Genomic DNA, 13,560 nt, shown 5'->3' with positions numbered 1-13,560 from the left:
CGGCCGTTCGGCACCCTGGGGAGTACCGAGGGCTGCCGGGCGGGGTGGCGCTTTCCTACCTGACACCGGCCCGCGGGTGGCAGACCATCTGGCGGACCCTGGCGAACCCTGGCGAATAGTCGCTCAGCATCTGACAGCGGGTTAGTGTCAAGTCAGCCGAGAACCTGGGGGCTTGAAGTGACCGGAGAACCCAACACCCGTCTGTCCGACCTGTTCGGCCTGGCCGGCTGGTCCAAGGGCGAGCTCGCGAGAATGGTGAACCGGCAGGCGGCGGCCATGGGCCACCACCAGCTGGCGACCGACACCTCGCGGATCCGGCGCTGGATCGACATGGGGGAGTCGCCCCGCGACCCGGTGCCCGAAGTGCTGGCATCTCTGTTCACCGAGCGGCTCGGCCGTGTCGTGACCATCGAGGACCTCGGGTTCGGCCGGCGCGGGCGTGTGGGGAAGCGGCGAGACAACGGGACGGAGAAGGATCCCGACGGATTGCCGTGGGCGCCCGAACGGACGGCAGCGGTCCTCACCGAATTCACGGGAATGGACCTCATGCTCAACCGACGCGGCTTGGTGGGCGCGGGCGCCGCGCTCACCGCCGGCTCAGTACTCACCGGTGCCATGCACGACTGGCTGCAGTCCGACCCCGCTCCGGCGGCCCGGACCGCGCGCCCCGACGACCCCCTCCACGCGGACAATGCGGGCTTCGACAGGTACGAGGCCGCGCCCATCGGTTCCGAGGAGATCGAGGCGCTCGAACGCTCGGTCGAGGTCTTCCGGGCCTGGGACGCGTCCCGGGGCGGCGGGCTCCAGCGCAAGGCCGTCGTGGGCCAGCTCAACGAGGTGGGCGGCATGCTCGCCTACCGCCACCCCGACCATCTGCAGCGACGCCTCTGGGGGGTCGCCGCCAACCTCGCGGTCCTGGCGGGCTGGATGTCCCACGACGTCGGCCTGGAGCCCACCGCCCAGAAGTACTTCATCATCGCCACCCACGCGGCCCGCGAGGGAGGCGACCGCCCCCGTGCCGGGGAGGCACTCTCCCGCGCGGCCCGCCAGATGGTCCATCTGGGCCGCCCGGACGACGCCCTGGACCTGATGAAGCTCGCCAAGTCCGGCTCGGGCGACCAGATGCTGCCGCGCACACAGGCGATGCTGCGCACCATCGAGGCCTGGGCACAGGCCTCGATGGGCCGCGGCCAGGCCATGCGGCGCACACTCGGTGAGGCCGAGGAGCTCTTCGTCTCGGACAAGGGTGACGTGCCGCCCCCCAGTTGGATGCAGATGTTCGACGAGGCGGACATGCACGGCATGCAGGCGCTGGCGTTCCGTACGCTGGCCGAGCACGATCCGGCGGCGGCCACGACGGCGCAGCGCCATGCCAAGCAAGCTCTGGACCTGCGCATAAACGGTCGCCAGCGCTCCAAGATCTTCGACTACATCTCTCTCGCGTCGGCCTGCTTCATCGCCGACGACCCGGAGCAGGCCGACCGTTACGCACGGCTCGCCCTGGTGTCGATGGGGGAGACGTCCTCGCACCGCACCTGGGACCGGCTGCGCGAGATGTACCGGCTCACCGGACAGTTCGCCGGCTACGCCAAGATCGAGGACCTGCGGGAGGAGATTCAGCTCGCCCTGCCGCAGAGCGCGTTCAAGAAGTCCGGGGGTTCCCGCATCTGACCCGGAGGCCGTCCTCGGGCCACCGTTCAGCACTCAGCAGGGGACAGCCCATCGGCCGGGCGTGCCCTCAATCGGCTATGCGGGCCACCAACACACATGCGTCGTCGGAGCGTTCGGCCACACCGAACTCCTCGACGACCGTGCGAACGCAGTCCTGCGCGGTGCGGGCCCCGGCGAACCGTGGCGCGAGGCTCAGGAGCGCCTCCGGACCCGCACCCTGGCCGCTCTGCCGTGTCAGTCCGTCGGTGTGCAGCATCAGCACATCGCCCGGCAGCAGGGCCACCTGGTCCTGCTCGTAGGCAACCTCGGACGCGGCACCGAGCAGTACGCCGTCCACCGGGGGAAGAGGGCGCCCCACTCCGTCGCGGAAGAGCAACGGCGCGGGGTGCCCCGCCTGCGCCCAGGTGAGCGTGCCGGTCGCAGGATCGAAGCGGCAGCACACCGCGCTGCCCAGAGCCGGCTGGGCCGAGCATTCGATCAGCTGGTTGAGATGGTTCATCACGGCCCCCGGTCCGACGCCGGCCACTGCGATCCCGCGCAGCGCACCGAGCAGCATCGCCATGGCCGAAGTGGCGGGGATCCCATGGCCGGTCAGTTCCCCGGCGGAGAGCAGTGTCCGGCCGTCAGGGAGCCGCATCGCGTCGTACCATGTGCCGCCGATCAGGTCGCTCGACCGTGACGGCAGGTAGTGGCCGGCGATGTCCGGTCCTCCCGGAGCGGATATGGGCAGCGATCCCGGACGCGCCGGCAGAACGGCCTCCTGGAGCTCCACGGCCATCCGGCGCTCGGCCCGGGCCAGGCGTTCGCGGTGCCCCAGTGAGTCCCGGGCGCTGCCCACGACGTGCTGGCTGCGCCGGAGGCTGCTCACATCACGCAGCACGGCCCACATGGAGGCGGTGCAGCCGTTCGAGTCGAGTACCGGCTCGCCCCTCATGTGGAGCGTCCGCATGTCGCCGTCGGGCCGCAGGATCCGGAATTCACCGTCTATCGGCCTGCCGTCCACCAGGCAGCCGGTCACCATGGAGGTCAGCACGGGCTGGTCCTCGGCGAGAAGCATGGACGGCAGCTCGTCCAGGGACAGCGCACCGGCTTCCGGGGCCCTGCCGAAGATACGGTACAGCTCGTCCGACCAGCTGACTTCGTCGGTGAGGAGGTTCCACTCGGCGCTGCCGACCCTGCTGGGCGGTGCGCCCGTCTCCGGCTCGGCCGCGGACTCCCGCGAGATGCATGCCGTTCGGCCGGTGGTGGTCTGTGCCGGGATGCCGTTCCTCAGGTGTCCCAGGTGTTCGCCGAGGTCGTCGAGCTGGTGGACCGCGAGTTCGCAGAGCGCGTGCTGCCACCGCAGCCGGGGATCGTCCTCATCCATGACCGCGGTGTCGCGTCGTACGGCGTCCACATCTCCGCGAAGCCGTCGCGCCCGGGTGATCAACGCGTCGACGGCGTGCCGCTCAGGAGGCTGGGGGCCGGGGCGGTCCGCAAACGAATGGGACGGCATCTCGTACTCCGATACAGGCGCGGCGCGGCCGGTTCGTGGGGGTGGGCCGGACTCGACTGTCGCACAGGGTGCGGCAGCCCGTAAGGGATTCGGCAACACTCGATGCGTAGTTGCTTCTGGCATATGCCGTCGGCCGAGTGGAGCCGAGGTCCGCCGAACACCCTTGCGTTTACGGGTGGTTGGCGCAAGTTGACCGGCGTGCACCATGGAACTCACGCCCGCGCGAGCGTCCCTCGAGCGGTGCGCGCTCCCTGCGGCGGGGTGTGAGTGGGACCGAAGCGGGGCTTGTGCGGAAACCAGGTGGCTGTGCGGATCGCCTGTCACCGGCGTCGTGCGGTGACGAGCCGCCGAGAGGTTCGATACGGCGATCGGCCGTGCGTCGGTCGTGCGCTTCATGCTCGAATCCCTGTGCCGACGTCGCCGGCGCGCGGGGGAATGCGGGCGCTCCCCGCCGCGTTGACCCCACCGAACGAAAACGATACCCATCCCCACCTAGGGGCCGGGGTCGCTGTTCTCTGGAGGTTCCCATGGCACGCAGTGAGACCAGGCCCGTCGTTCTCCTCCGGTCGACCGCCGGGACCGGGCACACCTATGTCACCCGCAAGAATCGCCGCAACGACCCCGACCGGCTCGAGCTGCGCAAGTACGACCCGGCCGCGGGCGGGCACGTCCTGTTCCGCGAGGCCCGCTGACCTCCGGCCGGATCCGGCCGGCTGCCGGGGCTTCGTGCCGCTACCGGGGTAACGGCTGACACCCGGCATCGCCCCAGGTCACCGTGGTGTGGATCACACCGCGGGATGCCGATTCCAGGGAACGGCAGTGAGCGGTTTATCGTTCACCTATATGTGGGAGCGAGCCGGCGCATGCCTGCGGCGCTCCGCACACGAGCCGCCCCGGCCGGATTCCCCCGATCCGGCCGGGGCTTCCCCTTGTCCGCCGCGGCGGGTGCGCGTGAGCGCCGCTCCGGTGACCGCGAGGGACCACTGGGGACCGGCATCAGATGATCCGCGTGAGGTCGGCCGCGTAGTGCTCGATGGCAGGCCGGTACCGCTGCACGTAAGGGTTGTCGCTGGTCGCCGCGAGCAGGCGCAGCAGAAGCTGCATCGCCTCGTGATGCTCGCCCGTGTTGAACAGCGCCATGGAGAGGAACGTCTGCAGCGCGCCGTCGTCCGGGAACTCGGCCACGCCGCGCCGCAACGTCTCGACGGCCTGTCCGAACCTGCCGAGCACCCGGTAGGTGCTGCCGAGCCCGAGCAGCGCCCCCCTGCGTTCCTCGTCGCCGAGACCGCTGCCCTGCAGGCTGCGCTCGTAGTACGGGACGGCCTCCGCCTCCAGGCCGAGCACATCGTGGACCCAGGCGGTCTGGTAGGCCACGTCCGCGGCTTCGGGGAACGACGTGGTGAGGGAGAGGAGGCGCTCCCGAGCCTGTTCGGGATGGCCCTGCTCCCGCAGGGCGACGGCCTCCGCCAGCAGTCGGTCCTTGTCCTGTGCGCTCATGAGCACATGGTCGCACCCGGCAGGGGGTGTGGCCGCCGGGCTGGGGGGCATTCGTTGGCCATGACTGTAGAGATGGATTCCGGTGCGCGACGCAGACATGTGGGCCGTCTCCTGTTGCGCGCGGCGGTGCTGGCCGTGGCGTTCCTCGGCCTGGTGGCGTTCTCCGTCGTCCTGGCCAAGGTGACGCTCACACCGTCACCCGCGTCGGAGGACATCGTGACGTCCAACCTGCGGCCCGGACGCTCGTTGCGGCAGTACGCGGAGCAGTACACCTTCCTCGCCGCCTGCAAACAGGCAGGCGGCAATCTCCTTCTCGGTATGCCGTTCGGCGTGCTTCTGCCGATCCTGGTCCCCCGTAGGCTGCGGATGCTCCGCATGACCGTGCTGACGGTGCTGGTCATGGCCGTCGTCGAGCTGGTGCAGGGAGCCCTCGTCACCGGACGGGCCTTCGACATCGACGACGTGATCCTCAATACCAGCGGCGCGCTGCTCGGTTACGTACTGGTGGGCCGGCGGATCAGCCACCGCTACCACGCGCTGTCGGACGAGCCGGTTGCGAAGGGTGCGGCCGGGACCGATGCGCCGGATGACGGTGGCCCCCGGACCGGCGCCGGGTACACGAAGAGGTCCGCCGAGGGGGCCGGAGAGACCGACGGGACGATGCCGGCCCCACGCCGGGGCGCATCCACGCCGGGGGCTCGCGGACGTGCTCTCGTCGAACGGTGGCGCGGTCGCAGGCCGGGCCCGGGCGGGGGAGAGCCCGGAACCCGCTGACGCGGAGCGTGATGTCGCTCCCGGCCGGCTCCGCCCGACGGGGCGGAGCCTTTCGCCGTCCTGGAGCGCCGGGAAGGCGTTCTTCGAGTGGGTCGACCGGGCCCTCTCCGAGACGACCGTCGATCCGGACGGCACCCGTCTCGTGCCGTCCACGCTCACGTGGCCCGGTGCCCCCGACACCTGGAACGCGCCCGCTCCCGGTGCCTACGCCAGGACGCCGACCTGCGACGCCGCCACGTCCGGTGACGCGCGAGCGAAGGCCGTGACCAAGGGGCTGCTCGACGGGATGTGGAGCCACTATCAGGACGACACGGGGACGGCGGTGCCGGAGCCGCGCGCCGACTGCAGCCGGTTCGACGACCCGGTGTACGTCCCGGCGGCTGGACGGGCGCCGTGCCCGACGGTGACACCGTCGACAACGGCTCGACGTTCCTCTCCGTCCGGTCGTTCCACGGTCGTTCCGCAAGGACGGCCCGAACTGGCCGAAGGCGCAGGCCTACCTGGACGGCGGAGCCGCTCCGGCCTTCACCCACCACCGGTTCCGGGCCCGGGCCGACATCGCGCTCGCCCTGGGGCCCATGCCGATCTCCCTGAGTGAGTGACCGGACCACAGGGACGCCGCCTGGGCCGCCGGTTCAGCAGCCGCCGGGCGTCGACGCCCCCACCTACCCGGGGAAGTGCCCCGTGTAGTTGTGGGCGAACTCCGCCGCCGCATGGGGCGAGTCGGCGAGCCGGTGCAGCTGCGCCAGCTGGAGGCGGGCGTCGAAAGGGCTCTGCGCCGGATCGGCGTGGAGCGTCGTCGTCATGAAGTACGAGAAGTGCTCGGCGCGCCACACCCGGCGCAGGCACGTGTCCGAATAGGCGTCGAGCAACTCGGCGGACCCGGTCCGTGCCAGGTGGTCGAAGGCACGGGCGAGCACGGCCACGTCGGCGAAGGCGAGATTGAGCCCCTTCGCGCCCGTGGGCGGGACGATGTGCGCCGCGTCCCCGGCGAGGAACACCCGCCCGTGACTCATCGGCTCGGTCACGTGACTGCGCATCGGCAGCACGGACTTGGCCGTGAGCGGACCGCGCTCCAGCTTCCGGCTGCCGGCCGAGGCCAGCCGGGCGTCGAGCTCGTCCCAGATCCGGTCGTCGGACCACGCGGCGGGGTCCTCGCCGTTCGGCACCTGGAGGTAGAGGCGGCTCACGGCGGGTGAGCGCATGCTGGCGAGCGCGAAGCCGCGCGGCGAGTGCGCGTAGACCAACTCGTCGTACACCGGCGGAGCGTCCGCCAGGACACCCAGCCAGGAGTACGGGTACGTCCGGTCGAACGTCCGCGACACGCCGTCGGGCACGGACCGCCGGGTCACCCCGTGGAATCCGTCGCAGCCGACCACGTAGTCGCACTCGAGTGTGAGGTCGCGACCCGCGTGCCGGTACCGGACGACCGGCCGGTCGGTGGTGGCGCCCTCCACGGCGACGGCCTCCGCCTCGAACAGGAGGGGCGCGCCCTCGGCGACCTGGAGTGCGATCAGGTCCTTGACCACCTCCGTCTGCGCGTACACCCAGACCCGGCTGCCGCCGGTCAGTGCCGGGAAGTCGATCCGGTGCGAGCGCCCGTCGAAGCGGAGCTCGACCCCGTCGTGTGCGATCCCCTCGCGCTCCAGCCGCGCGCCCGCCCCGCACGCACGCAGCGCGTCGACCGCGCCCTGCTCCAGGATCCCGGCGCGCTGGCGCCGCTCGGCGTAGGCCCGGTCACGGCTCTCCAGCACGACGCACTCGACGCCGTGCCCGTGCAGCAGCCGGGCCAGGAGCAGACCCGCCGGTCCGGCTCCGACTATGCCGACACGGGTACGCCGGGGGAGGGGCAGAGCAGTGTCCACAGGGGTCTCACCTTTCGAAGAACGAACGGAACCACCTTGGCCCGGAGCCGGCGGTGAGGGAAATCGATTCTCCGGATGCGTGCGATCCACCCGGCGAATGCCCGGACGGGGCCGTCGCCTCGCTCGAAGCGCCGGTCGGCGGGCACCGGCACCGATGACGCGGAGAGCTCGGGAAGCGACCGGCGGCCGCCGGTCCTTCGCCGCCGCGGGACCCAAGCCGCCGCAGGCGCGAGAACTCCGGCCGGCTCCTGCCCCACGTCGTGCCGGCTTCCGCGGAAGGGCGAACGACGGCCGGCGAGCAACTCGCCGGAAGAGAGGGCGCAGCGGCCCGGTCCCGCCCCGCCCGTACATGATCTGGCGTAATCGGGATACCCACCGGACTGAATCCGGCGAGCGGGGTCACACGCAGGGTATGACGTCCACTGACGTAAGGACAGACAGTGCGGGGGACCCCGACGGCGGCAGCACGCCCCGCTCGCCCTCCCGTTCCCGCTCCCGTGCGCGAGGATGCCTGCCGTTCGCAGGCGTGTGCGTCGCGGGGCTGGTCCTGCTGCTCCTGGGCAGCAGGCTGAGCCTCCTGCCGGGCCTGGGCGGCCTCTTCGCCGAGGAGACCACGGACCGCTCAGGTCCCGCCGTGCTCAAGTCGATCCAGGACATGAGCGCGTACGAGGCGGCCTCCGGCAACTTCCAGGTCGTCGTCGACCTGGAGAAGGACGCGAAGTACCTCCCCGACGCCGTTCGCGGCACCCGGACGCTGTACGTGGGCGCGGGCACGGTCCAGGCCTCCGTCGACCTCGGCAAGGTGGCCGCGAACGGGGTCGTCGTCGACGAGAAGCGCACGACGGCCGAACTGCGCCTGCCTCACGCGGTGCTGGGCAAGCCGGCCCTGGACCCGGACCGCTCGTACGCCGTGTCCAAGCAGCGGGGCCTGCTTGACCGGCTCGGTGACCTCTTCTCCGACAACCCCGGCAGCGAGCAGGCCGTCAACAAGCTCGCCGCCGAGCACATAGGGGAAGCGGCCGAGGAGAGCGGCCTGACCCTGCGGGCGGAGAGGAACACCACCGCCATGCTCCGGGGACTCCTCGAATCGCTGGGCTTCGAGAAGGTCACCGTGCACTACGTGGGTCCGCGCACCTGAGGGGTGCGGTGCCCCCGCGGTCATGGGACCGCGGGGCTGCGCCATACTCGCGGGCGTGCCCGGCCGCGACGTCGGCCGCACGGACCCCGGGGAGTGATGACCATGACCGCTGCCGAAATCACCGAACGCTTCAGGAGCGCCGTCGAGAAGCGTGATCTCGCTGCGCTGGCAGACCTGTTCACCGAGGACATCCGCCTCTTCAGCCCGGTGAAGTTCACGCCGTTCGAGGGCAGGCCGATGGTGCTCGGCCTCTTCGGCGTACTCCTGCGCACGTTCGAGGACTTCCGCTACGTCGGACAGTTCGAAGGCGAGGCCCTGACCAGCGCCGAAGACACCCCGGCGCGCTCCGACATCCTGTTGTTCAAGGCGTCGGTGAACGGCAAGGAGATCCACGGGATCGACCTCCTCCAGTTCGACGAGGAGGGGCGCATCGCCGAGTTCACCGTGATGGTCCGCCCGATGTCCGCCGTCCAGGCCCTCGGTGCGGCCGTCCTCGCGGGTCTCGCAGCCGACGGACTCCTCCCGGAGCCGTCCGCGGGCTGAGTCCACCCGCGCCCGCACGCAACCCGCCCGGCCTGCCCGGGCGGGTTTCCGGCGGCATGGCGCGACGACTCCTCGCAGTCGAGCGGTTACCCTACGTCAGCTGCTCCGAGCAGCCATCGGTGACCGAGGGGACTTGTGAATGAACCGTAACCGCACCGCACTTGCCGCGATCGGCATCGCCGCCGGGTTGGTGACAGCCCCCGCCGCGAGCGCGGCTCCGCGCCAGGAGCACCTGCCGTCCACGGTGGCCGCCGGCCACGACCCGTGCACCGGCGAGTTCCTCGACGACGCGCGGCTGGGCCCCAAGTGGCTGCCCCGCACGACCCAGGCTCCCGTCGGCCCGCTGCTCAAGGGGTACAAGCGCACGGGTGCGCTGTCGCCGGCCGCCTTCCTGAAGAAGTACTGGGAGGGCCCCACGGACACCGGGAACTGGAAGTACCCGCCCGACGACGGCTTCGCCGAGGTCAACGGCGAGATCGACAAGGAGCCCGCCAAGCTGCGCCCGGGACAGCGGCTGGACCGTTTCGGTTCCGAGTACGGCGGCTACCTGGCACCGGCGGGCGACGCGTACGCGGAGCGCGCCCTGCCCCCGCAGAACCTCAACACCCGGGACGCGGCCGTGCCGTGCGACTACCGCGTCTACAAGGTCACCAAGTCGTTCTGGGCGTGGCAGGGCAGCATCGCGCCGTGGTTCGAGCAGTCGGGCGGCGGGCAGCAGATCAAGCTCGACGCGGTGTTCCTCGACCCCGGCGCGGGGGAGCGGCTCAACGTCAAGTGGCTGCTGGACCACGCCTATCTCGAGCGCGTGGGCGCGTAAGCGCCGCGATGGAACGCCACGGACTGCGGACCGCGCTCGACGCGGCAGGAGTGGCCGAGGGCTACTACCGCATCCAGGGCGTGCACGAACCGGTCCCCACGCCCCCCGACTTCCTGTTCCTGCGCAGGTCGCCGGAGGGGGTGTGGGAGACCGGAGCCTACGAACGCGGCAGGTACGAGGTCCTGGCCCGGCACCCGGACGAGGCGTCGGCCTGCGCACACCTTCTGCATCTGCTCGTCTGAGACCGGCGGTTTGCCGAAATGGCAAGTTCCCTTGTCCGCAGGGCGGTCACGTCGAAAAGATCGTGACGCCGGACGTTCCCAGGACCGAGGAGAAGCCATGCCGCACCCCGTACCCGCCGCCTCCGCACCCGAGCCCTCCGCGACCGTCCCGGGGGCGGTGAGCCGCCTGGTGGACGTGCCGGGTGGCCGCATCCACCTCCTCGAACAGGGCGCGGGCCCCCTCGTCCTGCTGATCCACGGCTTCCCCGAGACCTCGTACTCCTGGCGCCACCAGTTGCCGGCGCTCGCCGCCGCGGGCTACCGGGCGGTCGCCGTCGACGTACGCGGCTACGGGCGCTCCTGCGTCCCCGGGAACGTGGACGCCTACCGCATGACCGCCCACGTCGCCGACAACGTCGGCGTCGTCCACGCGCTCGGCCATGAGACGGCGACGGTCGTCGGTCATGACTGGGGCTCGCCCATCGCTGCCAACAGCGCCCTGCTGCGCCCTGACATGTTCACCGCCGCGGCCCTGCTCAGCGTCCCGTACACCCCGTGGAACCCGGTCCGGCCCACGGATGCCTTCGCCCGTATCGGCGGAGGTGAGGAGTTCTACATCAGCTACTTCCAGGAACCGGGCCGCGCCGAGGCGGAGATCGCGCCGGACATGCGCGGCTGGCTCGCGGGGTTCTACACCTCGCTCTCCGCCGACACGATGGCACCCCCCGGAGCCGGCTCGCCCTTCTTCGTGCCCGCGGGCGCGCGCATGCGCGACCGGTTCGTGCGCGGGCCGCTGCCCTCCTGGCTCTCCGAGGCGGACCTCGACGTGTACGGCGCCGAGTTCGGGAGGACCGGCCTGACCGGCGGCCTCAACCGCTATCGCAACGTCGACCGCGACTGGGAGGACCTGGCCGCCTGGGACGGCGCACGGCTCACCGCACCCGCGCTCTTCATCGGCGGCTCCCTCGACGCCTCCACCGCCTGGCTGGCCGACGCGATCGCCGCCTACCCGACGACGCTCCCGGGACTGGTCTCCTCGCACATCCTCGAGGGCGGCGGGCACTGGATCCAGCAGGAACGCGCCGACGAGGTCAACGGTTTGCTGACGACGTGGCTGCACGCCCTGCACGGGTGACGCCGGCCGGGGAACCGGCTCGGCGTCGTGTCGCAGCCGGAGCCCGGCCCACGGACCGGCGATGGTGGTCGTATGAACAGTGCAGGCTTGCTCACCGAAGCGTTCGACCGCATCCAGGAAGCAGTGCACGCGGCCGTCGAAGGGCTCTCGCCTGACGCACTCAACGCCAGGGTCGACGACGGCGCGAACACGATCGCGTGGCTCGTGTGGCACCTCTCGCGTGTCCAGGACGACCACGTCTCCGATGCCGCGGGAACCGAGCAGGTCTGGTTCGCGCAGGACTGGGCCTCCCGCTTCGAACTGCCGCTCGCGGAAGGCTCGACCGGTTACGGGCACAGCAGTGAGGAGGTGGCGTCCGTGCAGGTGTCCTCGGCCGAACTCCTCCTCGGTTACTACGACGCCGTGCACGAGCAGAGCATCGGTTTCATCGGAGGGCTCGACGGCCGCGCGCTGGACCGGATCGTGGACGAGGCGTGGTCGCCGCCCGTGACGCTCGGGGTCCGGCTGATCAGCGTCATCGCCGACGACCTGCAGCACGCGGGTCAGGCGGCGTTCGTCCGCGGCTCGCTGGAGCGCCGGTAGCCGGTGACGTCCTTGGCTGTGCGCGCGTAGTGGCCCGGGCTCGTTCCGACCACACGCTTGAAGTGCCGGGAGAAGTGCGACTGGTCGTAGAAACCGGCCGCCGACGCGACGTCGGGCGCCCGCATGCCCCCGAGCAACAGGCGCCGGGCCAGGTCGACCCGACGGCCCGTCAGGTACTGGTGCGGAGCCATGCCGAATTCTCGGCTGAAGGCCCGCACCAGATGGGTCTGGTGGACGTGCAGCCGGTCCGCCGCCTCGCGCAGCGTCAGCCCTTGCACGAACCGCTGGTCGAGCAGCTCCCGCAGTTCCCGGGCGACCCGGCGGTCGTGCACCGGTGGAGGCACGTCCAGCTGGTCGCGCAGGTGCCGCGCCAGGCGTTCGGAGACGAGGGCCAGCCGGCTCTGGGCCTCCAGTTCGTCACCACGCCGCTCCAGCGTCCGGTGGAGCTGGTGGACGCGGTGCCGCAGCCGCTGGTCGTGCAGCACCGGGCGGTCCACGGCGCGCCCGATGAGGGCGGCGTCGATCTGGCGGGTGTCGAGGTACAGGACACGCTTGCGAAAGCCCTCGGGAGTCGCCGCGTCACCGTTGTGCGGAACGTGCGGAGGCAGGAGCGTGACCACCGAACTCGGCGCACCGTGCTCGTGGCGGTCGAGATCGTAGCGGACCAGACCCTGGTCGACGATCAGCAACGTCCACGCGTCGTGCGTGTGCATGGGGTAGGCGTGATCGGCGAAGAACGCGTGGAAGACCTCGTCGATTCCCTCGACCGGTGGACGCCATGCGGTGATGTCCGGACGTGCACCCATGGGGGAAGACTACAAGAGCGGTCCGCGCCGGTGAGGCATGCAAAGTTCGTACAAGACGCGCGACGGACGGCTTGGCAGGCTTCTCCCATGACCGACGACGACACGCCCGTGCGCTTCGACACCAAGATCGCTGTTCTGCTCCGTGACGACCTCGAGACCTGGCAGCGGCTCAACGTGACCGCCTTCCTGGTCAGCGGCCTCGGCACGCACGTACCGGAGGTGATCGGCGAACCGTACGCCGACGCCGACGACACCCCCTACCTGCCGATGTTCCGTCAGCCCGTGCTCGTCTTCGCAGGGCCGAAGGAACTGCTGACGACCGCGCACACCCGGGCGGTCGGCCGGGGCGTGGCCATGGCCGTGTTCACCTCCGACCTCTTCGCGACCGGACACGACAAGGCCAACCGGGCGGCCGTCCGGGCGGTGGGGCGGGAGGGGATGGACCTGGTGGGACTCGCCGTGTACGGGCCGCGCAACGCGGTGGACAAGATCCTCAAGGGCGCGTCGATGCACCCCTGACCGCCGTCCGGCCGGCGCCCGCCACACCGCGGTGTCACCGAACGGGTACTCGCGGGTACATATGTGCGAGTGCGGGGGTGCGGTGCCATACTCGAATCAGTCCGCTCGACAGGCTCGTCATCGTTCCGAAAGGCGACGCGTCATGAACTGGGCATCGTGGACTACCTGCGGTGTCTTCGCGGGATCAGGCGGAGTGCGCACCGAAGAGGTAGGCGTCGTGAACGGGGATCTGACCGTACACACGACATGGTCCGAGGGGCAGGCCGAGGTGGCCGTGCAGTTCAGCGGTGCCTCCGACTGGTTCACGCTGGCAGGCAGTCCGGTGCCGTGTCCCTCCGAGGAAGCCAGCCGCTCCTTCCACCAGAGGGTCGTCGAGGCGGTACGCGCGGGGGGCGGAGCAACCGTCCCCACCCCCCACACGGTGGAATGACGCCAGGCCTCCCGGACCGGCGGCCGGCCACGGCACAGAGCCGTCGCCGTCTTCTCGGCCGTCGCCG

The 13,560-nt window shown here is 71.0% G+C and carries 15 protein-coding genes and 1 pseudogene; 12 read left to right on the top strand and 4 right to left on the bottom strand.

Features of this window, described 5'->3' with window-relative positions; all coding sequences use genetic code 11:
* Nucleotides 1-177: 177 nt before the first annotated feature.
* Nucleotides 178-1,671: a hypothetical protein gene (locus QFZ58_RS01900; protein ID WP_307123111.1), complete on the top strand. Its 1,494-nt coding sequence runs from the start codon at nucleotides 178-180 to the stop codon at nucleotides 1,669-1,671.
* Between the two features lie 67 nt (nucleotides 1,672-1,738).
* Here the strand turns inward: QFZ58_RS01900 and QFZ58_RS01895 are convergent, their stop codons facing one another.
* Entirely contained in the window at nucleotides 1,739-3,166 is a 1,428-nt protein-coding gene (locus tag QFZ58_RS01895; RefSeq protein WP_307123110.1) for a SpoIIE family protein phosphatase, read from the bottom strand.
* A gap of 527 nt (nucleotides 3,167-3,693) precedes the next feature.
* Between QFZ58_RS01895 and rpmG the strand changes: the two genes are divergently transcribed.
* A complete protein-coding gene (gene rpmG, locus QFZ58_RS01890) occupies nucleotides 3,694-3,858 on the top strand; it encodes a 50S ribosomal protein L33 (protein WP_307123109.1) in 165 nt (54 codons plus the stop codon).
* Between the two features lie 304 nt (nucleotides 3,859-4,162).
* Here the strand turns inward: rpmG and QFZ58_RS01885 are convergent, their stop codons facing one another.
* On the bottom strand, nucleotides 4,163-4,663 hold the full coding sequence (locus QFZ58_RS01885) for a tetratricopeptide repeat protein (protein ID WP_307123108.1): 501 nt from the start codon (nucleotides 4,661-4,663) through the stop codon (nucleotides 4,163-4,165).
* Nucleotides 4,664-4,723: 60 nt separating this feature from the next.
* Here QFZ58_RS01885 and QFZ58_RS01880 point away from each other — a divergent pair, with 60 nt between their 5' ends.
* Both QFZ58_RS01880 and QFZ58_RS01875 read left to right on the top strand, forming a co-directional pair.
* On the top strand, nucleotides 4,724-5,437 hold the full coding sequence (locus tag QFZ58_RS01880; protein ID WP_307123107.1) for a VanZ family protein: 714 nt from the start codon (nucleotides 4,724-4,726) through the stop codon (nucleotides 5,435-5,437).
* Between the two features lie 85 nt (nucleotides 5,438-5,522).
* Nucleotides 5,523-6,039, top strand: a pseudogene (locus tag QFZ58_RS01875) (glycoside hydrolase family 48 protein); the annotation flags it as partial.
* A gap of 63 nt (nucleotides 6,040-6,102) precedes the next feature.
* Here QFZ58_RS01875 and QFZ58_RS01870 read toward each other — a convergent pair.
* On the bottom strand, nucleotides 6,103-7,302 hold the full coding sequence (locus QFZ58_RS01870; protein WP_307123106.1) for a 4-hydroxybenzoate 3-monooxygenase: 1,200 nt from the start codon (nucleotides 7,300-7,302) through the stop codon (nucleotides 6,103-6,105).
* A gap of 412 nt (nucleotides 7,303-7,714) precedes the next feature.
* Between QFZ58_RS01870 and QFZ58_RS01865 the strand changes: the two genes are divergently transcribed.
* The 6 genes from QFZ58_RS01865 (at nucleotide 7,715) to QFZ58_RS01840 (ending at nucleotide 11,738) form a co-directional block, all read left to right on the top strand.
* Nucleotides 7,715-8,440, top strand: a complete 726-nt coding sequence (locus QFZ58_RS01865) for a DUF4230 domain-containing protein (RefSeq protein ID WP_307123105.1) — start codon at nucleotides 7,715-7,717, stop codon at nucleotides 8,438-8,440.
* Nucleotides 8,441-8,542: 102 nt separating this feature from the next.
* Nucleotides 8,543-8,983 (top strand): nuclear transport factor 2 family protein, encoded by a 441-nt coding sequence (locus tag QFZ58_RS01860; RefSeq protein ID WP_373428504.1) that lies wholly within the window; start codon nucleotides 8,543-8,545, stop codon nucleotides 8,981-8,983.
* Nucleotides 8,984-9,122: 139 nt separating this feature from the next.
* Nucleotides 9,123-9,800 carry a TNT domain-containing protein gene (locus QFZ58_RS01855; protein WP_307123103.1) on the top strand — a complete coding sequence of 226 codons (678 nt, stop codon included), beginning with the start codon at nucleotides 9,123-9,125 and terminating at the stop codon, nucleotides 9,798-9,800.
* 8 nt (nucleotides 9,801-9,808) lie between these two features.
* Nucleotides 9,809-10,042 (top strand): hypothetical protein, encoded by a 234-nt coding sequence (locus tag QFZ58_RS01850; RefSeq protein ID WP_307123102.1) that lies wholly within the window; start codon nucleotides 9,809-9,811, stop codon nucleotides 10,040-10,042.
* A 97-nt stretch (nucleotides 10,043-10,139) separates the two neighbouring features.
* Complete coding sequence (locus QFZ58_RS01845; protein ID WP_307123101.1) at nucleotides 10,140-11,156, top strand: alpha/beta fold hydrolase; 1,017 nt, start codon at nucleotides 10,140-10,142, stop codon at nucleotides 11,154-11,156.
* A gap of 72 nt (nucleotides 11,157-11,228) precedes the next feature.
* A complete protein-coding gene (locus QFZ58_RS01840) occupies nucleotides 11,229-11,738 on the top strand; it encodes a DUF664 domain-containing protein (RefSeq protein ID WP_307123100.1) in 510 nt (169 codons plus the stop codon).
* Here the strand turns inward: QFZ58_RS01840 and QFZ58_RS01835 are convergent.
* Complete coding sequence (locus QFZ58_RS01835; protein ID WP_307123099.1) at nucleotides 11,699-12,544, bottom strand: AraC family transcriptional regulator; 846 nt, start codon at nucleotides 12,542-12,544, stop codon at nucleotides 11,699-11,701. The genes QFZ58_RS01840 and QFZ58_RS01835 overlap by 40 nt on opposite strands.
* An 87-nt stretch (nucleotides 12,545-12,631) precedes the next feature.
* Between QFZ58_RS01835 and QFZ58_RS01830 the strand changes: the two genes are divergently transcribed.
* Nucleotides 12,632-13,063, top strand: a complete 432-nt coding sequence (locus tag QFZ58_RS01830; protein WP_307123098.1) for a DUF2000 domain-containing protein — start codon at nucleotides 12,632-12,634, stop codon at nucleotides 13,061-13,063.
* A 142-nt stretch (nucleotides 13,064-13,205) separates the two neighbouring features.
* Complete coding sequence (locus tag QFZ58_RS01825; protein ID WP_307123097.1) at nucleotides 13,206-13,493, top strand: hypothetical protein; 288 nt, start codon at nucleotides 13,206-13,208, stop codon at nucleotides 13,491-13,493.
* Nucleotides 13,494-13,560: the final 67 nt, after the last annotated feature.

Origin of the sequence: Streptomyces sp. B1I3, assembly GCF_030816615.1 — a bacterium.
GTDB lineage: Bacteria > Actinomycetota > Actinomycetes > Streptomycetales > Streptomycetaceae > Streptomyces.
Note: the sequence above shows the minus strand (reverse complement) of the source record. Positions and strands in the feature narration are given on the sequence as shown.

Bases quoted from the DNA above. Each gene is read 5' to 3' on its own strand.
- rpmG (WP_307123109.1), top strand. From the start codon at position 3,694: ATGGCACGCAGTGAGACCAGGCCCGTCGTTCTCCTCCGGTCGACCGCC.
- QFZ58_RS01895 (WP_307123110.1), bottom strand. From the start codon at position 3,166: ATGCCGTCCCATTCGTTTGCGGACCGCCCCGGCCCCCAGCCTCCTGAG.
- QFZ58_RS01855 (WP_307123103.1), top strand. From the start codon at position 9,123: ATGAACCGTAACCGCACCGCACTTGCCGCGATCGGCATCGCCGCCGGG.
- QFZ58_RS01840 (WP_307123100.1), top strand. From the start codon at position 11,229: ATGAACAGTGCAGGCTTGCTCACCGAAGCGTTCGACCGCATCCAGGAA.
- QFZ58_RS01825 (WP_307123097.1), top strand. From the start codon at position 13,206: ATGAACTGGGCATCGTGGACTACCTGCGGTGTCTTCGCGGGATCAGGC.
- QFZ58_RS01850 (WP_307123102.1), top strand. From the start codon at position 9,809: ATGGAACGCCACGGACTGCGGACCGCGCTCGACGCGGCAGGAGTGGCC.
- QFZ58_RS01860 (WP_373428504.1), top strand. From the start codon at position 8,543: ATGACCGCTGCCGAAATCACCGAACGCTTCAGGAGCGCCGTCGAGAAG.
- QFZ58_RS01880 (WP_307123107.1), top strand. From the start codon at position 4,724: ATGACTGTAGAGATGGATTCCGGTGCGCGACGCAGACATGTGGGCCGT.
- QFZ58_RS01845 (WP_307123101.1), top strand. From the start codon at position 10,140: ATGCCGCACCCCGTACCCGCCGCCTCCGCACCCGAGCCCTCCGCGACC.
- QFZ58_RS01885 (WP_307123108.1), bottom strand. From the start codon at position 4,663: ATGAGCGCACAGGACAAGGACCGACTGCTGGCGGAGGCCGTCGCCCTG.
- QFZ58_RS01830 (WP_307123098.1), top strand. From the start codon at position 12,632: ATGACCGACGACGACACGCCCGTGCGCTTCGACACCAAGATCGCTGTT.
- QFZ58_RS01865 (WP_307123105.1), top strand. From the start codon at position 7,715: ATGACGTCCACTGACGTAAGGACAGACAGTGCGGGGGACCCCGACGGC.
- QFZ58_RS01835 (WP_307123099.1), bottom strand. From the start codon at position 12,544: ATGGGTGCACGTCCGGACATCACCGCATGGCGTCCACCGGTCGAGGGA.